The organism is Bradyrhizobium amphicarpaeae, from assembly GCF_002266435.3.
GTDB lineage: Bacteria > Pseudomonadota > Alphaproteobacteria > Rhizobiales > Xanthobacteraceae > Bradyrhizobium > Bradyrhizobium amphicarpaeae.
The window spans coordinates 1,848,360-1,868,589 of record NZ_CP029426.2; the positions used below are offsets into that span (position 1 = coordinate 1,848,360).

Sequence of the window (20,230 nt, forward strand, 5' to 3'; positions counted from 1 at the left end):
TCGCACAGCCGGGCGGCGGTGGGCAACTGCGAAGAGGTGCCCTATGGACGGCGCGGCGGAGGGCCGTTAACCTCGGATTTTCCCCATGAGGTCCGACATGCTCAAGCTCTACTACGCCACCGGCACCTGCGCGCTCGCCACCTACATCGCCCTGGAGGAGGCCGGCGCTGACTACACGGCCGAACGGCTGAGCTTCAAGGACAACCAGCAGAACAGCCCGGATTATCTCAAGATCAACCCGAAGGGCCGCGTGCCGGCGCTGGTAACCGATCGGGGCGTCCTCACCGAGACGCCGGCGATGCTGGCTTACGTCGCCCAGACCTTCCCGAAGGCGAAGCTCGCGCCGCTCGACGATCCCTTCGACTTCGCTCAGGTGCAGTCCCTCAACTCGTATCTGTGCTCGACCGTGCACATCAACCATGCCCACAAGATGCGCGGTGCGCGCTGGGCGGCGCAGGAGAGCTCGTTCGCGGACATGAAGGCGATGGTGCCGAAGACCATGGCGGCCTGCTTTGCCCTGATGGAGCAGAAGATGTTCAGGGGACCCTGGGCGATGGGCGAGCAGTACACGATCTGCGATCCCTATCTCTACACGCTCTCCACCTGGCTCGAAGGTGACAGCGTCGACATCAACGCCACGCCGAAGATTGCCGAGCATTTCAAGCGCATGTCGGACCGGCCCGCGGTGGCGAAAGTGATGGCCGCGCAGAAGGCGTGAGGCTGTTGCAGGGTGGGTTAGCCTTGCGGACTGCGCGAAGCGCAGACCGCTTGGCGTAACCCACCATGCTTCCGCGATCGCAAGACGAAGTTGGTGGATTACGCCTTCGGCTAATCTTACTGCGTCACGGTCGTTCGTCGGGTTCTAGGTGGGGCGATGGCTCCGCAGCAGGGACACCGTGACAAGGTTTTGATGAGATCGTAAATCAGCCGCACGCGCACGGTTGCGATCGAGTTTGGGACGTGGCGTTCAGGCCGCGCGGGCAGAGCCTCTGGGTCGATAATCGTCGGGTAAGGCAGGGACCTGGAGCGGCGTGACGGAACGAGGTCCTGAGGGGGGAATCATCGCCTGCTCGGCGATCAAGAACCCATAAGCCGCGATGCACAGGGTCGCGTGGTGATGGAAGCCGCGCCAGCCGCGTCCCTCGTAGTGACCGAGTCCGACCTCCTGCTTCAGCTCCTGATAGTCGCGCTCGATGCGCCAACGCAGCTTGGCCATGTCGACGAGCTGCTGGATGTCGATAGTCTCGGGCAAGGTCGAGAGCCAGTATCTGGTGGGCTCTGCTTCGCCCTCCGGCCATTCGATCAACAGCCATTCGGGCGATGATGTCTCGGGGATCAGCTTGTTGTACCCGACGCGGACGCGCACATGCGCGAAGCGCGAGGACAACTTCTCAGCCGAGCCTTCGCGCCACGTCACCGTGCGCCAGGCCTGCTTCGGCAAACCGAGCGCCACCTTCTTGGCCGAGATCAGATCGGGCTCGTCGCGACGGCCCGTGTTGTTCATCGGCTTGTCCATCCGCCGTGGGCCGCTGCCTGGGGCCCACATCAATATGGTCGGCACGATGCTGACCACGTAAGGCACCCCCAACTCCGTCATGCCCGCGCGCAGTTGCGAGTCCCTGCCATAGGCCGCGTCCATCAGTCCAACGCCGCGCGGCAGGCCGGCCTTGCAGGCCCATCTGATCTGCTCCAGTGCAATTTGCGACTTTGTCTTGAACTTGACCTCCTTCGGAACGCCTGCCTTGTTCCGTCGGACACGGTCCTTGGCCCACTCCTGTGAAAGATAGAGCCGATAGGCGACCGGCAAGCTGGCAGAGCGGTTGGCGATCGACAGCGACACTGCCACCTGGCAATTGGCCTGCTTGCCGAGTTGCCCGCAATATTGGTGATGTACGCCGACCGAATGCTTGCCTTGCTTGGGGAACGAGGTGTCGTCGATGATCCACGCCTCGATCGGTCCGCTCCTCTCGATCGCAGGCAGCACAAGCTCTCGCACCTTGGCGAGCACATCCTCGTCCGACCAGGTCGCGTCGGCGACAAAATGCAACAGAGATTGGTGCTGGGCGGACGCTCGAGCCGGTGCCGTCCGCGCTGCCATCGGCTCCACGCTCTTGCGCTCACCCGGCAGTATCAGGCCGGTGCAGTAGTCACGCAGCTGCCTCGTCCGATCCGCGTGACCGATCACGCTCCCAAGACCCGCTACGTACTTCCCAAACCGCGCTTCGCAATCTCCGCCCTGATCGAGATCCATCTGGCCCTCCAAGTGCCAAATAACGAATCTCCCCAAATACTTGATTCTCAGTCTCAATAGACCGCGACAGGCTGACTCAGTAGTACTAATCCACCCTACGAAACCTTCTTCTCTAACTCCCGTCCCGTCTCTAGCATCAGCCGCCTGAGCCAGATCGAGCCCGGGTCCATCTGCGCGCGCGTCGGATGGAACATGAACTGCTCGTCGATGCCGGGATCGAGCGGCGGCGGCACCGCGACGAGGCCGAGCTGCTTCGACAGCGCCGCGATCAGCCGGCGCGGCACGAAGGCGACGAGGTCGGTGCGCGCGGCGACGTGCAGTGCCTCGAGATAGCCTGAAACCACCAGCGAGATGTGCCGCTCGATGCCTTTGGCGCGCAGCCAGGTGTCGATCAGATCCTCGGGCTGGCCGCGGATGATCACGCCGACATGGCGGGCCGCCAGGAACGTCTCGCGCCGCTTTAGTTTCGAAGCCATCGGGTGGCCGCGCCGCACCGCCAGCGCATCGCTGTCGGTGTAGAGCAATTGGCGGTGGAAGCCCTTGAAGGCATTGCCGATCGAGATCACGAGATCGATGGTGCGAGCGAATTCGGCGTGGAAGATCGCAGGTCCCCGCCACGGAACGACGTCGACGCGGACGTTGGGCGCGGCACGCGTCACCTTCGCCATCAACGGCGGCATGAGCAGCTCGACCGCAAGGTCCGGCATCATCAGCCGGAAGTGCCGCTCGCTGCGCGCGGCGTCGAACTCTTCGGGCACGAACAGCCCGCGCACCTGATCGAGCGCCTGCGCCAGCGGCGTGCGCAGGGCCTGCGCCCGCGGCGTCAGTTCCATCCGCGCGCCGGTGCGCACCAGCAGCGGATCGCCGAAGATGTCGCGCAGGCGCTGCAGCGCGTGACTCGTGGCCGGCTGCGACAGGCCGATGCGCATGGCGGCGCGGCTGACATTGGCCTCACGTAGCAGCGCGTCGAGCGCAGTCAGCAGGTTGAGATCAAGAGAATTCAAATTCATCGGGCGAATAAATATCATATTCTCTATCGATTTGAAGAATGTTGGCGCCGCGGCGATGATCTCCACGTTCTCACCAGACGGAGATGCCGCCATGAATGCGACCGCCAACAAGAAGCTGATGCAGGATATTTTTGCTTCCGCCGCCAATCCCGATCCGGCCGCACGCGATCGCGCCCTGTTTGCCGCAAGCCTGGCCGAGGATGCCAAATGGGTCGTGACCGGCCAGTATTCCTGGTCGCGCACGTTCTCGGGCAAAGATTCGATCCTGAACGATCTGCACGGCTATGTGCGCACGCGCCTGCGCGACCGCACGCGCACGGTCGCGCACCGCTTCATTGCCGACGGCGACGTGGTGGTCGTGGAGGCCAAGGGCGACAACGTCACCCCGGAAGGCGTGCGCTACGACAACGACTACTGTCTCGTGTTCCAGTTCGAGGACGGCAAGATCAAGGAGATCCGGGAATATTGCGACTCGATCCTGACTGAGAAGGCGCTCGGTCCCTTTCCGCAAGCCGCCGTGAGGACTGCGAGCTGAGCGAGGTGAGCCGCCACGGGTACGCGGGCCGACGCGGTCGGTTGCGGCCGATCTTTGTCGGACGGGTCTGGCAAGCGCTGGTGGAGATGGTCCGGACCCGGCATGAGCGCTCTAGGACGCGGTATCAGCTCGCGGCCATGACCGATCGGGAGCTTCAGGACTGCGGGATGTCCCGGTCGGAGATTGCGTACGAGCTACAGAAGCCGCGCCGGCGCGTATAGAGAAGACAGCTGGGGTCTTCATCATTCCGAACCCTGCGGGAACCATTTGGGCTCTCGCGACGTTTGGTCGGTTCCGGGGCAATATCGCCCCCGGCATTGCGCGCGTTTGGGAATTTCATGCTGGCTGGGGCTTCGGACGTATCGACATATCTGGGCCGCAGCTCTTTCGGACTTCGTGAACGCCTGAGAGACGCCACGTCAGCCGCGCATCGGGAACTCGATTCGCAGCTGTCCGCATTCGATCTCACCGATTTTTCCGGCTATCGCCGTTTCCTGCAGGCCAGCGCCGGCGCGCTGCTGCCGCTCGAGGCCGCACTCGCCGAGGCCGGCGTCGCCAGGATATTTCCGGACTGGCCGGAGCGCGCGCGCAGTGCTGCAATCGTGGCGGATCTCGGACGGCTCGGCAGCGCCGTGCTTGCCACCGTGTCGGTGCCGCCGATGACCCGCAGCAGCGTGCTCGGCACGATGTACGTGCTGGAAGGCTCGCGGCTCGGGGCCAAATTCCTGCTCAAGGCGGTCGCGGACGCGGCCGACCCACGCATCGGCGGAGCGACCGCCTATCTCCGCCATGGCACCGGCCAGCGGCTCTGGCACAGCTTTCTGTCAAAGCTTGAAGCCGAGGACACCTGCGACGAGGACGAGGCGATCCGCGCGGCCCGCGGCGCTTTCGCCGCGTTCGAGCGAGCGGCGGACCGGACATGAACGAGGCCGTCAATCTCAGCAATTGCGATCGTGAGCCGATCCACATTCCAGGCAACGTGCAGCCGTTCGGCTTCCTGCTGACGGTACTGTCGGATTTCACGATTTGCATGGCTTCCGACAATGTCGGCAGTTTTCTCGGGACCGAGGTCGCCGATCTGCTGCAGCAGCCGCTGTCCCGAGTCATATCGGAAGCTGCGGTTGCGACGATCCGCAGCCACGTCGATCAGCTCAGTGGTCCCGACGCGACCGAACGCATATTCGGCGTCGAACTCCAGGCCGGCAAGAAGCTCTACGATCTCGCGCTTCATTTCTCGGGTGCCTATCTCATCATCGAGGCCGAGCCCAGCGTCATCGAACCCGACGTCAATTCCGGCGAACTGGTGCGCCTGATGCTCGAGCGCATCCGCAAGACCCGCGGCATGAGCGAGCTCGTCCGCGAGGCTGCGCGCCAGCTCAAGGTGCTGACCGGTTTCGACCGCGTCATGGTCTACCAGTTTCACCCGGACGGGTCTGGCGAGGTGATCGCCGAAGCCGCGGAAGCCGGCCTCGAGCGGTTTCTCGGGCTGCACTATCCGGCCTCCGATATCCCCAAGCAGGCCCGCATCCTGTATCAGCGCAACTGGCTGCGCATCATCACCGACATCAACATGAAGCCGGCGGCGCTGCTGTCGACCGCCACGCATAATGCGGGGCTGCTTGATCTCTCGATGAGCGTGCTGCGCTCGGTGTCCCCGATTCACATCGAATATTTGCGCAACATGGGCGTCGCCGCCTCGATGTCGGTCTCGATCCTGCGGGACGGCAAGCTGTGGGGCCTGTTCGCATGCCATCACTACTCGCCGCACTACATCTCGTTCGAGAAGCGCACGGCCTCCGAGCTGTTCGGGCAGATGTTCTCCTGGATCGTGGAGGGACGGGAGCGCGAGGGCGACGTCGCCTACGAGGCCAGTGCCCAGAAGATCCAGGAGCGGTTGATCGAGACCGCGGCGACCCACGAGCACAGCCGGCGCGCGATCGTCGATTTCGTCGGCGATTATCGCAGGATGATCGCATGCGACGGCGTGGCGATCTGGTCCGACAACAAGATCACGCTGGATGGCGAGACGCCGACAGAGGACGAGGTCAAGGATCTCGTCGCCTTCATCAACCGAACCTCGCCGGGCCGCATCTGCGCCAGCGCCGAGATTGCCAAGCTCTATGCGGCCGGCGAGGTGTTTCGCGACCGCGCGGCCGGCTTCCTCGCCATTCCGATCTCGCGGACCCCGCGCGACTGCCTGATCTTCTTCCGGCGGGAAGTCTTGCGGTCGGTCAATTGGGCCGGTGCGCCCGACAAGGTCTACGAGGAAGGACCGAACGGGCCGCGCCTGACGCCGCGCAAGAGTTTCGAGCTCTGGCAGGAGACGGTCGCGGGGCAGTCGAAGCCGTGGTCGTCGGCCGACATCCGCATCGCCGAAAGCCTGCGCGTCACGCTGCTCGAGGTGATCCTGCAACTGTCCGACCTTGCCGCACGCGAGCGCCGTGGTGCGCAGGAGCGGCAGGAGCTGATGATTGCCGAGCTCAATCACCGCGTCCGCAACATCTTGAGCCTCGTCCGCGCGCTGGTGGCGCAGAGCAAGGACACGGCCAAGACCGTGGACGAGTTCGCCGGGGTGCTCGGCGGCCGCATCCAGGCGCTGGCACGTGCCCACGACCAGATCACCAACTTCAACTGGGCCCCCGTTGCCCTGCGCACGCTGGTCGAATCCGAGGCGGGCGCCTATCTTGGCGCGCGCGCGGGCCGGGTGAAGATGGGCGGACCCGACGTTGCGCTCGATCCCAAGGCGTTCGCAACGCTGGCGCTGGTCGTGCACGAGATGATGACGAACTCCGCAAAATACGGCGCACTCGCCGACTCCACCGGCAGCGTCGAGGTGGTTTGGCGTCTGGATCCGTCCGCCAGTCTCGTCATCGAATGGAAAGAGAGCGGCGGCCCGCCGGTGCAGCCGCCGACGCGCCGCGGCTTCGGCACCACCATCATCGAGCGGTCGGTGCCGTATGACCTCAAGGGCGATGCGGAGATCCGTTTCGACCTGCTCGGAGTCCAGGCGAAGTTCGTCATCCCCCCCAATTTCGTCGAGCTGGTGCCATCCATCGCAGGAGCTACAATGCGAGTCGAAGAACAGGAAGCCACCCGTCCCCGCATTTCCGACACGGCGCTGATCGTCGAGGACAATCTTATCATCGCCATGGCGGCGGAGGTCATTCTGCTGGATCTCGGCGCCCGCCATGTCGACACCGCCGCGAGCGTCGACCAGGCGCTGCGCTCGATCGAACGTGCCCGCCCTAGCTTTGCGCTGCTCGACCTCAACCTCGGCAGCGAGAGCAGCATCAAGGTGGCGCAGAGGCTGAAAGAGATCGGCGTGCCCTTCATCTTCGCCACCGGCTATGGCGAGCGCGCGCCGATTCCGGAACAGCTCGCCGACGCGCCGGTCGTTCAGAAGCCTTATACGCTCGAGGTGGTCGAGCACGCGCTCGGCAAATTGCAGCAGGCCGGTGCCGATTGAAGGTCGCCTGTCACGCTATGCATGCCGTTGCGGATCCCCTGCATGACGTCGCATAGCTGCCGATAAAATCAGCAGCATTTGCGCCGGCCGATTCGACTCGCGCGAAAAATTTGAAGGTTCAATTAAGGAGTGTCCTCCATGGTGCCGCAGTGCAGCGTGGGTCGCAAGGAGGCGACGCGCGGCTGCCGGGGTGGCTGGTGACGTGACCGGCCGCTCGAAGTGGAATGCATCTTGGTGGACGGTGGGAATGCCGAAGTTTCGTTTGCGGATCAGGGGACGCCTGTACGCAGGCTTCATGGCCCTGGTGGTGGTCGGTCTCGTGATGGCAGTGGTTGCCGTCTGGAATTTGCGGGCGGTGCAGGAGCAGGTCGCACGACAATCCGCGCTCTCGGACAGCACGGCGCGGGTGTTGGAGATTTCGACCCATCTTCAAGCAATCCAGCGCGCCAATCTGCGCTACGTCTACGACGCCGACGAATCCGCGATGAAAGAGGCGCTGGAGAGGGAAACCGCGGCAACCGAGCTGTTGCGGGTCGGTGCGAAGGGAACGGCCTCCGAGGATCGGCGGGCGCTCTATAACGGCCTGATCGACGACATCGCCAAGATGCGACGCCTGCGTGACAATCTCGGAGACGCGGTCAACGAGGCGCGAACGGGCAAGGCCACGTTGCTGCCGAGCGGTGAGGAACTGGCCGTCAAGATGGGCAAGCTCGTCGATGCGGCGCGCGCAGCCGTCGATGAAGACACCGCGGCCCTCGTCGCCGACCTCGAATCCAGAATCCTCCTCGTTCGGGTTGCAAACTGGCGGTTCCTGGCGCTGCGCGACGCGCAGGGGCCGGCCAACTTCCGGGCGAGTGTGGACAGGGCGGCGCAACGGCTCGTGGCGCTCGAAAAGAGCCCGCAGGCGACGGAATTGCGATCCACGCTCGCGCCGGTGAAGACCTCGCTCGGCATCTACAAATCGGCGTTCGAAACCACTTCCGCCGCGATGCTCCAGGCCGAAGAGATCTACCACAAGAGCCTCGCGCCCCTCATCGTCGGCAGCATCGGCAGGCTCAAGGCTGCGGAAACGACCCTGAAGCAGGACTATCAGGGCTCCCGCAGTGAGGCCGACGCCGTGATCGCAGGCACGACGACCATTCAGGAGGTCGCCGGCGGCCTCGCCATCCTGTTCGGCGGCATCGTGGCCTTCCTGATCGCCCGCAGCATCGTCGGTCCTCTGACCTCGATGACGCGTGCGATGGGGCTGATTGCCGGCGGCAATCTCGCGGTCGAGGTCCCCGGCCGCGGCAAGGCTGACGAGATCGGCGACATGGCCAAGGCGATCCAGGTGTTCAAGGACAACATGATCGACACCGAACGCATGCGCGCCGAGCAGTCCGAGCTCGAGGCGCGGCAGGCCGAGAGCCGCAAGAAGGACATGGTCAGGCTGGCCGACCAGTTCGAGCAGGCGGTCGGCGAGATCGTGAACACGGTGTCGTCGGCCTCGAACGAGCTCGAAGCTTCCGCCGGCACCTTGACCACGACCGCCTCGCGGGCGCAGGATTTGTCAACTGAGGTCGCCAGCGCCTCGCAGGAGGCTTCGGCCAATGTGCAGGCGGTCGCCTCGGCGACCGAGGAGCTCTCCTCCTCGGTGTCGGAAATCGCCCGCCAGGTGCAGGAATCCGCCCGTATCGCGGTTGAGGCCGTCGGTCAGGCGAGCAGGACCAATGACCGCGTCGGCGCGCTCTCCAAGGCCGCGGCGCGGATTGGCGACGTGGTCGAGCTGATCAGCACGATCGCCGGCCAGACCAACCTGCTGGCCCTGAACGCCACCATCGAGGCGGCGCGCGCGGGCGATGCAGGCCGCGGCTTTGCCGTGGTCGCCTCCGAGGTCAAGGCGCTGGCCGAGCAGACCGCGAAGGCCACCGGCGAGATCGCCCAGCAGGTTTCCGGCATCCAGGCCGCGACGGCAGAATCGGTCGGGTCCATCAGGGAGATCAGCGGCACCATCGAGCGGCTATCGGAGATCTCGTCGACGGTCGCGGCCGCCGTGGAGCAGCAGGGCGCGGCGACGCAGGAGATTTCCCGCAACGTCCAGCAAGCGGCCCATGGCACGCAGAGGGTGTCGTCCAACATCGGCGACGTCCAGCGCGGCGCCTCCGAAACCGGATCGGCCTCGTCGCAGGTGTTGTCGGCAGCGCGCTCGCTGTCGGCCGACAGCAACCGGCTGAAGCAGGAAGTGGCCAAGTTCCTGAACTCGGTCCACGCCGCCTGAGTCTCAACGCAAAAGGCCACGCGCATGCGCGTGGCCTCGAAGAGCGGTGCGGTGCGATCAGGCGACCTTGGTCGCCAGGTGCTTGAACATGTTGGCGCGCGCCTCGTCGTCCATTTCCGCCTTGAAGCTGAACTTGTCCTTCAGCGCGATCGCGCGCGCTGCCGCCGGCCGCGCCGAGATCTCGTCCATCAGCCGCTTCACGTTCGGGTAGCGCGCGAAGGCGTCGTCGCCGAGCTTGAACGGCACCATCCGCGCCCAGCCCCACAGCGCCATGTCGACGATCGAATAGCTGTCGCCGACCATGTAGCTGCGGCCTTCGAGATGAGCGTCGAGAATCCTGTAGTGGCGGTCGGTCTCGTACTGATAGCGGTTATGGGCGTAGTCGTGGTTCTGGTCCTTCGGGGCAAAGTGCTTGAAGTGCACCGCCTGACCCGAATACGGCCCGACGCCGGTGGCCACGAACATCAGCCAGGACAGGAGTTCGGCGCGGTTGGCGGGCAGGAACTTGCCGGTCTTCTCGGCGAGATAGAGCAAGATGGCGTTCGAGTCGAACACGATGGTGCCGTTGTCGTCGATCGCCGGCACCTTGCCGTTCGGATTGACCTTGAGATAGTCCGGCGCGAACTGCTCGCCCTTGCGGGTGTCGACCTTCACGGGCTCGAAGGGCAGACCGGCCTCTTCCAGGAAGAGTGCGACCTTGGTCGGGTTCGGCGAGCCGTTGAAATAGAATTTGAGCATATGGTGTCTCCCCAGTGTTGGTGGCCGAGCGCGGCCGCGGCTTTGCCGCCGCTGGCCGGCTACTCTAGCCTGAACCTGATCGGGGAGGGCAACCGGCGAGTTTGCCGGGCGGCACCTGCGCGCCGCGCAGGCCAGTCAGCGTAACAAACGCTGGCCGTCGTCGTAAGGGCTACGCCGGGCCGACCGCTTTCAGCAGCTCAAGGTCAAAGCATTTGAGCAGGCCGTCATTCCGGGGCGCGCGAAGCGCGAGCCCGGAATCCGTGGGACGACTGGGGACGAGGGGTGAATGGATTCCGGGTTCTCGCTTCGCGAGCCCCGGAATGACGACGGAGGGGGGAGCTACCCCGCGGCCATGCCGGCGCGGATCTCGGCGCGGAGCTCGTCGATCAGCTTGAGACCTTTCTTGGTCTCGACATGCCAGAAGGTCCAGCCGTTGCAGGCCTGTGCGCCCTGCGCCACCGCGCCGATGCGGTGGATCGAGCCGACTTTGTCGCCGAACATGATGGCGCCGTCGGCGCGGACCAGCGCGCCGAGCTTCTTCTTGGCGTCGAACAGCTTGGTGCCGGGCATGATCATGCCGCGCTCGATCAGTTCGGAGAACGCCACGCGCGGCGCTTCGCGCGCGGTCATGAACGGGGCGAGGCTCGCCTCCGGCAGCGGCTCGACCGCGGCGATGCGCGCTTCGGCCGCTTTCGCATAGGTCTTGTCGCGCTCGAAGCCGATATAGGAGCGACCGAGGCGCTTGGCGACGGCGCCGGTGGTGCCGGTGCCGTTGAAGGGATCGATCACGAGATCGCCGGGCTTGGACGAGGACAGCAGCACGCGCGCGAGAAGCCCTTCCGGCTTCTGCGTCGGATGCACCTTCTTGCCGTCGGCGCCCTTGAGGCGCTCCTCGCCGGTGCAGAGCGGGATCAGCCAGTCGGATCGGGCCTGCACGTCCTCGTTGGCAGCCTTCAGCGCTTCGTAGTTGAAGGTGTAGCCCTTGGCTTTTTCGTCGCGCGCTGCCCAGATCATGGTCTCGTGCGCGTTGGTGAAGCGGCGGCCGCGGAAATTCGGCATCGGGTTCGACTTGCGCCAGACGATGTCGTTCAACAGCCAGAAGCCGAGATCCTGCATCATCGCGCCGACGCGGAAGATATTGTGATAGGAGCCGATCACCCAGATCGTCGCCGAAGGCTTCATCGCGCGGCGCGCGGCAAGCAGCCAGGCGCGGGTGAAATCGTCATAGGCGGAGAATGAATCGAACTTGTCCCAGTCGTCGTCGACGGCATCGACATGCGATTCGTCGGGGCGCTTGAGATCGCCCTTGAGCTGGAGATTGTAGGGCGGATCGGCGAACACGAGGTCGACCGAACCAGCCTGAAGCTTCGACATCTCGGCAACGCAATCGCCGAGAATGATGCGATGCGAAGCGGACTCAAAATTTGTGCGGGGCGCCCTTGCAGACGCCCCGCGACGCGACTCTACCATGACTCAAGAACTCTGACTCAGGCGACGCTGTCGGCGACGCGGGACCAAACAACCGACTGACCGTTACATTGAAGCGGCAAAGTAAAAATCGACTTAACCCGCTGCTTTCATGAGCAGGTCTCGCGTCGCGTTCTGCGTGCATGCGGTCGTGCGCAATCGCTGTATTTTACGGGGATTTTGCGTTTGCCCGGGTTGCTGAAGCAATCATGGCTTCAAAAAGGCCGGAAATTTCTCTCGGAAAAAATTGCTGGATGCCAGGAAAATATTGCTGGCATCGACAGGCTGCCGCACTAGGCAATTTTTGCCGGCCACGATATTGATAAAGGCAACGGAAATTTTACCTGTGTGGCGCGTTGAGCTTTCGCGCTCTTGCGCCCGACGAATTTGACCAGGACCCCGAGGGGAAGGCCGCCATGCGTTACGATGACTTCCGCCGCAGCGACGACATCGAGGATCGTCGCGACGAAGGTGGCGGCGGCGGAGGCGGCGGGTTCGGCCTGCCCATGGGCGGCGGCGGGCTCGGCATCGGCACCATCATCGTGCTTGGCCTGGTCGGCTATGCCTTCGGCATCGATCCGCGCATCCTGATCGGCGGCGCCGAGATTCTCACCGGCGGGGGCCAGGCGCCGAGCTACCAGACCGACCGCCAGTCGTCCTCGACCGCGAAACGCGGCGCGCCGACGGACGAGATGGGCAGCATGATCTCGGGCATTCTCGGCGAGATCGACGACCGCTGGAGCGAAATCTTCCAGGCCTCGGGCCAGTCCTACACCGGCCCGAAGGTCGTGCTGTTCCGCAACGTCACCAATGGCGGCCGCTGCGGCCGGGCAGAGTCGGCGATGGGGCCGTTTTATTGTCCGCCGGATCGCACCATCTTCCTCGACACGTCGTTCTTCCGCGAGGTCGAGACGCGCTTCCGCGGCTGCTCCGGCAAGTCCGCCTGCAATTTCACCACCGCCTACATCATCGCGCATGAAGCCGGCCATCACATCCAGAACCTGCTCGGCATCATTCCGCGCGTGACACGGCTGCAGCAGCAGGCGGGCTCGAAGGCGGAGGCCAACGCGCTCCAGGTCAAGGTCGAATTGCAGGCCGATTGCCTGTCCGGCGTCTGGGTCAATCGCGAGTCGAAGAAGCGTCCGAACTTCCTCGAGGCCGGCGACATCGACGCCGCGCTGACCACGGCGAGCGCGATCGGCGACGATACGCTGCAGCGCCAGGCGACGGGACGTGTCGTGCCTGACTCCTTCACCCACGGCTCGGCCGCGCAACGCAAGCAGTGGTTCATGACCGGCTATCAGCAGGGCACGGTTCAGGCCTGCAATACGTTTGGTGGCGGGTCGTAGGAGTCATCCGTCATCCTGAGGTGCTCGCCTCTTGGCGAGCCTCGAAGGATGACGAGCCCGTAACCCATCCTTCGAGGCGCGCTTGCGCGCGCACCTCAGGATGACGGCGGTGGGTTGAGAAAGAAGGCGTGACGCAATGGTCTCGATCGACGAAACCAAACAGTTCATCCCGCTCGATATCGCGGTGCTCACCGTGTCCGACACACGTGCGCTCGCGGATGACAAGTCCGGCCAGACGCTCGCCGACCGCCTCACCGCGGCCGGTCATCATCTTGCCGCGCGCGAGATCGTCACCGACGATGTCGAGGCGATCCGGGCCATCGTTCGCCGCTGGATCGCGGATGCCGGTATCGACGTCGTCATCACCACGGGCGGCACTGGTTTTACGGGACGCGACGTCACGCCCGAGGCGATCGAGCCGCTGTTCGAAAAGCGCATGGACGGTTTCTCGATCGTCTTCCACATGCTGAGCCACGCCAAGATCGGCACCTCGACGATCCAGAGCCGTGCCACCGCCGGCGTTGCGGGCGCGACCTACATCTTCTGCCTGCCGGGTTCGCCCGGCGCCTGCCGCGACGGCTGGGACGGCATCCTGGCCGCCCAGCTCGACTACCGCACGCGCCCCTGCAATTTCGTCGAGATCATGCCGCGGCTCGACGAGCATCTGCGAAGGCCGAAGGCGCAAGGCGCGACGGTGTAGGCGCGGATAGATCTCGGACGTCTCTCCACGGCAGCAGTATCGTAGGGTGGGCAAAGCGGAGCGTGCCCACGATCTCTGTCCGCAACGCATGGTCCGTGGGCACGGCGCTCATGCGCCTTTGCCCACCCTACGATTCCTGGCTTGTGGCGGTAGCGCTACAGATCCCGCTCCCACGTCTCGCCCACCAGATCCTGCCCGAAGCTGTGATGCGGCTTGGTCGAGACCAGCTCGAAGCCTGCGCTCTTGTAGATGCCGCGCGCGGCCACCAGGATGCTCTGCGTCCACAGCGTCATCCTCTTATAGCCGCGCTCGCGCGCGCCCTGCATGCATTGCTCGACCAGCGCGCGGCCGACGCCGAGGCCGCGCGCTCTCTTCTCCACCTGCAACAGGCGGAGCTTGGCGATCTCGTCGGTGGCCTTGACCAGGAAGACCGAGCCGACCGGCTCGCCACCCACTTCCGCGATCCAGCAGTGCTCGCGTGCGGCATCGTAATTCTTGATGAACTGAGCGCAAATCTCGGCGACCAGCGCCTCGTAGCTGATGTCCCAATTGTAGGCCGCGGCATAGGCGGCGGCCTGCTTGGAGATGACCCAGCCCATGTCGCCGACGCGATGGCTGCGCAGCATGACAGCCGCGGGCTGGGTTCGACGTCGCTCCAGCACGGTCTCGATGGTCGCCATCGCCTGCGTCAGCCGCGTTGCATCCTCGGCCGAAAGCTGCGCCAGCATCGCGGCGACCTCGTTTTGCGAGCTCAGGTTCAGCTTGGCGTAGGTCTGGCGGCCCTTGGCAGTGAGGCTGAGCTGGTATTGCCTGCGATCTGCGGGCAGGGGCTTTCGCGTGATCAGCCCCTTTTCCTCGAAACTTTGCACGATGCGGCTGAGATAACCGGGGTCGAGGCCAAGTTCGAGTCCGATCTCCTTTGCCGCAAGCTCGTCGCGATGCGCTAGTTCATAAAGCACGCGCGCCTCGCTGAGCGAAAATGGGCTCTTTCCCAGATGCTGGTCGAGCACACCGAGCTTGCGGGTATAGAAGCGGTTGAAGGCGCGGACCGCTGCAATGCGATCGTCGGCAACCTGTTCGGTCGCGATGGCTGATGGAGAAGGGCTTGATGGCATGAGGCACCTCGATATTTGCCATTGTCAATTAATTGTTTGACTTTGGCAAGTACGAGATGACTTCAGGCGACCATCACGATCCGACTGCGCAGCATGGTCCGGGAAGAGCGGCCGAGCCGCCGGAGCAGCCGTGCCTCGGCGCGGCGGGCCTGCGGCGGGTAGCCGCCGATGCGATCGTAATGATCACGCGCAATCAAAAGGCCTTGGTCGCCGAAAGGCCCGACCAGCCTGCGCACCACGGCCCGGAGGATGTCGCGCAATCCGGTATCGGCGTAAGGCGAGCGCGCATAGCGGAACACCGCAGCACGGTCCCGTCCGCTGGTCGCGACGGCCTGGATGAACTGGGTGGTTTCCTCGATCCAGCCGGTTTCGAGCACGGCGCCTGCGGGCAGGAACATCAGCCACGGCGAGCGGGCCTGGAGCGCGCCGGCCGCGAGCGCGGCGCCCTGTGAGGATCCTTCGAAGCCGACGAAACGGCAGCCTGCGACGTCGGCAACCCGCTCGATGACGCCGTTGCGGGTGCCGTCCACCAGAAGCACTTCCCGGATGACGCCGGCGGCGGCCCCGGGGACCAGCGCGGCCAATGTCGCCACCGCGGTCTGCTCGACGCCTTCGGTCGGAATGATGACGCTCAGCATGATTGAGGCTTCAATGTCCGCACTTCGGGAGAAGCGTAGCTTGTTGTGATGTTGTCATAAACACGTGGCGTTGCCGAGTGCAACTTTCCGGCGGCGCTTCGGCGTGCGATGGTAAACCGCAGCCCGTCATCGCAGCCAAATATGTCACGCGTGGGTTGGCGATGTTGCCGAATGTTTCGGCACAAGCTCGTTCCGAGAGTATTTACCCCGCGTCTCACGGCGACATTGCGCGGCGCGGGTTGGCTCCTGCAGGAGGGCGCGCCCTGTAAGAAGGGTTCGAACGGGACATGTGTGACCTTGGTGCTGGCGGAGGCTTCCCATGAACGCCGATCAACTCGCTGTCGGCACGGCGTCGACGTCGCCGAAGCAGGAGGCGGCACCGACCTTGCGGATCCGCGCGCTGATGCTGGGCGAGCGCATCAACGCGTCCGGGCTTGAACTCGGCCCGCTGGTGTCCTCGACGCCGGCCGCATTCCGCGTCCATGCCGGCCTTGCCGTGATCTTCCGCTACGGCGTCGTGGTGCTGATCGGCCTGTTGCCCTCGGAGGAGAAGGTGCTGATCGACAGCCTGAAGTCCCGGGTGACCAGCGAGCTCAGCCCGTATGAAGAGGAGATCGCGCAGGCGCAGCTCTGCAAGGACGAGAGCGCTGAGGCGATCCAGCCGGGCGGTCCGATCTGCCTCGCCAAATTCTCCGACGAGCGACTGCTGCTGATTGCGGACGCGCTGGCCAAGAGCACGTCCTTGGCGCGCGACGAGCGGCGCGTCGCGGCGGTGTTCGACGTGATCGAGCCGTTCGCCCGCAGGCTCGCCGAGCAGGGCCGCACGCCGCCGCGGCGCAAGGGTATCTTGCAACTGATCGGCAATGCGCTTCTGGTGCAGCAGCGCGTTGCCGGCCGCGTCGCCGTGGCCGAGAAGCCCGACGTGCTCTGGGAGAAGCCCGAGCTCGACCGGCTCTATGGCCGGCTCGAAGACGAGTACGAATTGAAGGAACGTCTCGACACGCTGGAGCGCAAGCTCGCTGCCGTGTCGGAGACCGCCAACGCGCTGACCGATATCATCGACACCCAGCGCTCGCTGCGTCTCGAGATCGCCGTCGTCGTGCTGATTGTGATCGAGGTCGCGATCGGTTGCTTCCAGATCCTGTCAGGCACTCACTGAGACGCCGCGGCGCATGCCGGCCTGCGATTGCCATGCCGCAATTTCGGCGAGCTCGGCCTCCGGCCGCCGCTCCGTCGTCTCGCAACGCCCGAGATGGATCTGCCCGGCATCACCCTCGATCGTGATCCAGTCGCCCTCCGCCAATGCGGCAGCACCAAGCCGGGCCTGCCGTGCGCCCGGTTCGATCTTCAGCTCGCCGCAGCCGACCACGCATGGCTTGCCCATCTGCCGCGCCACCAGCGCCGCATGCGAGGTTCGCGCCCCGACCGAGGTGACGATGCCGGCGGCCACCGCGAAGCCCGCGACGTCTGCCGTGCTGGTGTCGGGACGCAGCAGGATGACCGGCTCGCCTGTGGCCGCAAGGCGTTGGGCGCCCTCGGAATCGAACGCGGCGCGACCGACGCCGATGCCGCCGGAGGCGCCGATGCCGGACGCCGCCGCCGCGCCGGCAGACACCAGCGAGATCTCGACCAGCGCGCCGAGGTCGATGCCGGAGAGCCGCGCCAGCGCCTCGTCGGTCGAAATCAATCCTTCATGCACGAGGTCGATCGCGATCCGCACCGCGGCGCGCGGCGTCCGCTTGGCCGCGCGGGTCTGGAGCATCCAGAGCTTGCCGTTCTCGACCGTGAACTCGACGTCCTGCACGTCGCCGAATTCACGTTCGAGCCGCTTCAGCACAATGCCGAGCTCGGTCCGGATCGCCGGCAGCGCGCGGGCAATCGCGTCGTCCGTATCGGGCGTGCGGCGGCCGGACACGACATCCTCGCCCTGAGCGTCCAGCACGAGATCGATCATCGCGCGGGGCGCGCCGGTCGATGGATCGCGCGAGAATGCCACGCCGGCGCCGGAGGCGAGGCCGCCATTGCCGAACACCATCGCCTGCACGGTGACGGCGGTGCCTTCGAGGTCGTCGAGTTGCTGGAGCTTGCGGTAGGTCTGAGCCCGTTCGCTCATCCAGGATTGGTAGACCGCCCGCGCCGCCGCTTCGAGCTGGGCGACCGCATCGTCGAGCCAGCTGTCGGCGCGGTCCTCGACCAGCGCCTGCTCCGCGGCGGCAAGCCGTTCCAGTGCCTCGCCGTCCAGCTCCCGGTCGCTGGTGGCGCCTTCGGCGTCGACCAGCTCGGTGATGCGCGCAGCGAACGGCGCCGGATCGAGCCCGAGCACGGTCTCGCCGAAACTCTCCAGGAAGCGCCGCCGGCAATCCCATGCGAGCCGGGGCCGGCCGGTGGCGCGGATCAGGCCGTGCACGGCGTCCGGCGTGCAGCCGACGTCGAGCACGGTGTCGAGCATGCCCGGCATCGACCGCGCCGCGCCGGACCGCACCGACACCAGAAGCGGCTGCCTGCGGTCACCGTAGCGCTTTCCGGTCGCGCTCTCCAGGAACGCCAGCCCCTCCTTCAGGCCATTGCGCAGATGCTGCGTGGAATGGGCATGGCCGGCAATGATGTCGGCGCAGAGCTTGACCGGCAGCACGAAGGCGGGCGGCACCGACAGGCCGAGTGCCGCCATTCGGGCGAGGTTGGCGGCCTTGGCGCCGATCTCTTCGGCAGGCCGCAGTTCGGTCGCATCAGCGCCGATACGCACGATATGCATGGTGGCTCCCCTCAAGCTGCCAGATCGATCATGATGTGACGGCGCAACAGATGGCCGAAGGCTGCGAAGCGGTCGGTGGCTCGTTCGATGGCGCGGGCGAGCTCGATCACCGACAGCGAAGTTGCGACGTCGAAGCCGCCGCGGAAGACCAGAGTGGTCGTGGCCCGTTCCTTTGTGTCGGCGGCATGTTCGGCGTCGATCAGGCGGGTCACTGCGGCCAGCGCATCCTCGGAATCGATCCGTCGTCCTTCCGGCACGTCCATCGCGGCGGCGACGCCGCTGGCGGCGACCTCGGCTGCGGTCACGGCCACCACGCAGAGCTCGGCGAGCGCTGCCAGCAGGGCAGGGTCGGTCCGCTCGGGCAGCAGCGAGGCGACGAAGGCCGCCTGCTCCAGTTCGTCGATGGCCTCCTCGACGCGGTCGATCAATTGTCCGATCACGGGCCGGGCGTCGAGGCGGTCGACCTCCTTGCGGCTTTCGAGCGCGATGCGGTCGGCCTTCCGTTCGATGGCGGCGCAACGCTGCGCCAGCGGCTTGCCGTCAGCGGGCTGGCCGGCGCTCAGCGCGGCGATATGGCGGGTGATCGCGGTGACGAGATCGTGGGCCAATCCGGTCTGGCGCAGCACGGAGGCGAGCAGGGCCCCATCGACGCGCTCGAGATGCCGAACCAGATCGGCCTCGATCTGGTCGCGGACTGTCCTGACCGAGCGGCCCGAAAGCAGCGCCTCGGTGGAGGCGCGCAACGCCGCCTTGAGGAAGTCGATCGCGGCGCTGCGGCCCAGCGCCTGGTCGAGGCGTTCGCCGAAACCGATCCGCGCGGGCGCGGCGTTCCTGACCGCGGACCCCAGCAACTCGTTGCCGCCGAGCTCGAGGAAGCCGCGATGGCCGATCCGGTGGCGGGCCGCCCATTCCAGGATGCGCGCCGCATCGTCCTTGGCGACCCAGGTCCGCAGCAGCTTGCGAGCCTTGTTCCAGTCGATCAGGAAAACCAGCGCGGCCCCGACCGCCGCGAGGAATTCGTTGCGATCGGCGGCGTGATCGGTCTGGTACTGGCCGGTGACGAGATAGAACGAATTGTCCTCGCCAAGACCCGCGGCGGTGTGACGATCGAGCCCGCTCCATGTCGCCTCGAACTTGTCGAACAGCGAGATGAAGAATTTTGCCCGCGCCAGGTGCACGTCGGTGTAGGTCACGGTGATCGCGTTCTTCTTCACCGCGATCACGACGACATGGGCGTCGGTGGTGCCGATGTCGTTCTGGATCAGGAGCCGTCCGCCGGCGCGTGTCGCCATGGTGTCGAGGCCGGGATGGTTGAACTTGAGACCGCGCGTCGCGTTCAGCCCCTTCATGAAGGCCGCAACGGCGGCGCGGTCCTCGGCATGCAGGCCGAAGACGTGGGCGCCGTCGAGTGCTTCTTCGGAACAGCTGGCCGCCAACCCGTTGAGCTGCTTGTGCAGGTCCATCACCAGGCGGTGCAGGCTGTCGCCGGCCGTCTCCGCCACGCCGGTCAGGCGCGCGATTCGCGAGATATCGATCTCGCTTACGGCGTCGAGCAGGCCGGCCCCGCGGATCGCGTCGAGCCGTGCATTCGCCTTTTTGCCGTCGTCAGGCGCGCCGGCATCGACGGCGCGGATCATGGTCGCGGCGTCGTCCTGAATCTCCTTCATCAGCTTGGCGAGGTTCGGAGCGGCGAGCCGGTCCTGGCCGATCATGTGAGCGCCGCCGATCAGCGTCGCGATTGCGGCAGGGGCAATGCTCGCGGCCTGGCTCTCGATGCCGAGGTCGCTCGCGGGCCGGTCCGGCACCCGCGCATGGTGGGCGGCGGCCTGCAACGCGCTCATCCGCACCTTGATGCGGTCGTTGGCGGCAAGCCCTTCCGCCACCAGCGCCGGCAACAGGATGTCGCCTTGTCCGAGCTCTTCGATGATCTGGGTTTTCATGGTCTGTCCGCG

The 20,230-nt window shown here is 65.6% G+C and carries 17 protein-coding genes; 9 read left to right on the plus strand and 8 right to left on the minus strand.

All coding sequences use genetic code 11. The features are described from left to right. Positions 1-97 precede the first annotated feature (97 nt). On the plus strand, positions 98-718 hold the full coding sequence (locus CIT40_RS08775) for a glutathione S-transferase family protein (RefSeq protein WP_094892799.1): 621 nt from the start codon (positions 98-100) through the stop codon (positions 716-718). 249 nt (positions 719-967) lie between these two features. On the opposite strand, the gene CIT40_RS08780 is transcribed toward CIT40_RS08775, so the two are convergent. Together CIT40_RS08780 and CIT40_RS08785 are read right to left on the minus strand one after the other, a co-directional pair. Then, complete coding sequence (locus tag CIT40_RS08780; RefSeq protein ID WP_094890650.1) at positions 968-2,251, minus strand: IS701 family transposase; 1,284 nt, start codon at positions 2,249-2,251, stop codon at positions 968-970. Between the two features lie 95 nt (positions 2,252-2,346). After that, positions 2,347-3,261 (minus strand): LysR family transcriptional regulator, encoded by a 915-nt coding sequence (locus tag CIT40_RS08785; RefSeq protein WP_094892073.1) that lies wholly within the window; start codon positions 3,259-3,261, stop codon positions 2,347-2,349. Positions 3,262-3,352: 91 nt separating this feature from the next. On the opposite strand from CIT40_RS08785, the gene CIT40_RS08790 reads away from it, so the two are divergent. The 5 genes from CIT40_RS08790 (at position 3,353) to CIT40_RS08810 (ending at position 9,519) form a co-directional block, all read left to right on the plus strand. Then, positions 3,353-3,796, plus strand: a complete 444-nt coding sequence (locus tag CIT40_RS08790) for a nuclear transport factor 2 family protein (RefSeq protein WP_162307413.1) — start codon at positions 3,353-3,355, stop codon at positions 3,794-3,796. Positions 3,797-3,882: 86 nt separating this feature from the next. Next, positions 3,883-4,017: a YjiS-like domain-containing protein gene (locus CIT40_RS08795; protein WP_094892074.1), complete on the plus strand. Its 135-nt coding sequence runs from the start codon at positions 3,883-3,885 to the stop codon at positions 4,015-4,017. 117 nt (positions 4,018-4,134) lie between these two features. After that, entirely contained in the window at positions 4,135-4,719 is a 585-nt protein-coding gene (locus CIT40_RS08800; protein ID WP_094892075.1) for a biliverdin-producing heme oxygenase, read from the plus strand. Further along, positions 4,716-7,262, plus strand: coding sequence for an HWE histidine kinase domain-containing protein (locus CIT40_RS08805; protein WP_094892076.1), 2,547 nt, complete (start codon positions 4,716-4,718; stop codon positions 7,260-7,262). The genes CIT40_RS08800 and CIT40_RS08805 overlap by 4 nt, the downstream gene beginning before the upstream one ends. 247 nt (positions 7,263-7,509) lie before the next feature. Further along, the gene (locus tag CIT40_RS08810) at positions 7,510-9,519 is read left to right on the plus strand and encodes a methyl-accepting chemotaxis protein (RefSeq protein ID WP_162307414.1); all 2,010 of its coding nucleotides are present in this window, start codon (positions 7,510-7,512) and stop codon (positions 9,517-9,519) included. Positions 9,520-9,576: 57 nt separating this feature from the next. On the opposite strand, the gene CIT40_RS08815 is transcribed toward CIT40_RS08810, so the two are convergent. Both CIT40_RS08815 and CIT40_RS08820 read right to left on the minus strand, forming a co-directional pair. Then, positions 9,577-10,257, minus strand: a complete 681-nt coding sequence (locus tag CIT40_RS08815) for a glutathione S-transferase family protein (protein WP_094892078.1) — start codon at positions 10,255-10,257, stop codon at positions 9,577-9,579. Between the two features lie 339 nt (positions 10,258-10,596). Further along, positions 10,597-11,727 (minus strand): site-specific DNA-methyltransferase, encoded by a 1,131-nt coding sequence (locus tag CIT40_RS08820; RefSeq protein ID WP_094892079.1) that lies wholly within the window; start codon positions 11,725-11,727, stop codon positions 10,597-10,599. A gap of 413 nt (positions 11,728-12,140) precedes the next feature. Here CIT40_RS08820 and ypfJ point away from each other — a divergent pair, with 413 nt between their 5' ends. Next, entirely contained in the window at positions 12,141-13,073 is a 933-nt protein-coding gene (gene ypfJ / locus CIT40_RS08825; RefSeq protein ID WP_094892380.1) for a KPN_02809 family neutral zinc metallopeptidase, read from the plus strand. A gap of 136 nt (positions 13,074-13,209) precedes the next feature. Continuing rightward, the gene (gene moaB / locus CIT40_RS08830; protein ID WP_094892080.1) at positions 13,210-13,773 is read left to right on the plus strand and encodes a molybdenum cofactor biosynthesis protein B; all 564 of its coding nucleotides are present in this window, start codon (positions 13,210-13,212) and stop codon (positions 13,771-13,773) included. 155 nt (positions 13,774-13,928) lie between these two features. Here the strand turns inward: moaB and CIT40_RS08835 are convergent, their stop codons facing one another. Next, positions 13,929-14,888 (minus strand): bifunctional helix-turn-helix transcriptional regulator/GNAT family N-acetyltransferase, encoded by a 960-nt coding sequence (locus CIT40_RS08835; RefSeq protein WP_094892081.1) that lies wholly within the window; start codon positions 14,886-14,888, stop codon positions 13,929-13,931. A gap of 62 nt (positions 14,889-14,950) precedes the next feature. Further along, complete coding sequence (locus CIT40_RS08840; RefSeq protein ID WP_094892082.1) at positions 14,951-15,526, minus strand: glycosyltransferase family protein; 576 nt, start codon at positions 15,524-15,526, stop codon at positions 14,951-14,953. Positions 15,527-15,845: 319 nt separating this feature from the next. On the opposite strand from CIT40_RS08840, the gene CIT40_RS08845 reads away from it, so the two are divergent. Next, positions 15,846-16,685 (plus strand): RMD1 family protein, encoded by an 840-nt coding sequence (locus CIT40_RS08845; RefSeq protein ID WP_094892083.1) that lies wholly within the window; start codon positions 15,846-15,848, stop codon positions 16,683-16,685. Here CIT40_RS08845 and CIT40_RS08850 read toward each other — a convergent pair. Continuing rightward, on the minus strand, positions 16,671-18,278 hold the full coding sequence (locus CIT40_RS08850; RefSeq protein WP_094892084.1) for a PEP/pyruvate-binding domain-containing protein: 1,608 nt from the start codon (positions 18,276-18,278) through the stop codon (positions 16,671-16,673). The genes CIT40_RS08845 and CIT40_RS08850 overlap by 15 nt on opposite strands. An 11-nt stretch (positions 18,279-18,289) precedes the next feature. After that, complete coding sequence (locus CIT40_RS08855) at positions 18,290-20,218, minus strand: hypothetical protein (protein ID WP_094892085.1); 1,929 nt, start codon at positions 20,216-20,218, stop codon at positions 18,290-18,292. Positions 20,219-20,230 lie beyond the last annotated feature (12 nt).

Excerpts from the sequence above, each read along its gene's own strand:
- CIT40_RS08775 (WP_094892799.1), top strand. The coding sequence starts at position 98 with ATGCTCAAGCTCTACTACGCCACCGGCACCTGCGCGCTCGCCACCTAC.
- CIT40_RS08780 (WP_094890650.1), bottom strand. The coding sequence starts at position 2,251 with ATGGATCTCGATCAGGGCGGAGATTGCGAAGCGCGGTTTGGGAAGTAC.
- CIT40_RS08785 (WP_094892073.1), bottom strand. The coding sequence starts at position 3,261 with ATGAATTTGAATTCTCTTGATCTCAACCTGCTGACTGCGCTCGACGCG.
- CIT40_RS08790 (WP_162307413.1), top strand. The coding sequence starts at position 3,353 with ATGAATGCGACCGCCAACAAGAAGCTGATGCAGGATATTTTTGCTTCC.
- CIT40_RS08795 (WP_094892074.1), top strand. The coding sequence starts at position 3,883 with ATGGTCCGGACCCGGCATGAGCGCTCTAGGACGCGGTATCAGCTCGCG.
- CIT40_RS08800 (WP_094892075.1), top strand. The coding sequence starts at position 4,135 with ATGCTGGCTGGGGCTTCGGACGTATCGACATATCTGGGCCGCAGCTCT.
- CIT40_RS08805 (WP_094892076.1), top strand. The coding sequence starts at position 4,716 with ATGAACGAGGCCGTCAATCTCAGCAATTGCGATCGTGAGCCGATCCAC.
- CIT40_RS08810 (WP_162307414.1), top strand. The coding sequence starts at position 7,510 with ATGCCGAAGTTTCGTTTGCGGATCAGGGGACGCCTGTACGCAGGCTTC.
- CIT40_RS08815 (WP_094892078.1), bottom strand. The coding sequence starts at position 10,257 with ATGCTCAAATTCTATTTCAACGGCTCGCCGAACCCGACCAAGGTCGCA.
- CIT40_RS08820 (WP_094892079.1), bottom strand. The coding sequence starts at position 11,727 with ATGGTAGAGTCGCGTCGCGGGGCGTCTGCAAGGGCGCCCCGCACAAAT.
- ypfJ (WP_094892380.1), top strand. The coding sequence starts at position 12,141 with ATGCGTTACGATGACTTCCGCCGCAGCGACGACATCGAGGATCGTCGC.
- moaB (WP_094892080.1), top strand. The coding sequence starts at position 13,210 with ATGGTCTCGATCGACGAAACCAAACAGTTCATCCCGCTCGATATCGCG.
- CIT40_RS08835 (WP_094892081.1), bottom strand. The coding sequence starts at position 14,888 with ATGCCATCAAGCCCTTCTCCATCAGCCATCGCGACCGAACAGGTTGCC.
- CIT40_RS08840 (WP_094892082.1), bottom strand. The coding sequence starts at position 15,526 with ATGCTGAGCGTCATCATTCCGACCGAAGGCGTCGAGCAGACCGCGGTG.
- CIT40_RS08845 (WP_094892083.1), top strand. The coding sequence starts at position 15,846 with ATGAACGCCGATCAACTCGCTGTCGGCACGGCGTCGACGTCGCCGAAG.
- CIT40_RS08850 (WP_094892084.1), bottom strand. The coding sequence starts at position 18,278 with ATGCATATCGTGCGTATCGGCGCTGATGCGACCGAACTGCGGCCTGCC.
- CIT40_RS08855 (WP_094892085.1), bottom strand. The coding sequence starts at position 20,218 with ATGAAAACCCAGATCATCGAAGAGCTCGGACAAGGCGACATCCTGTTG.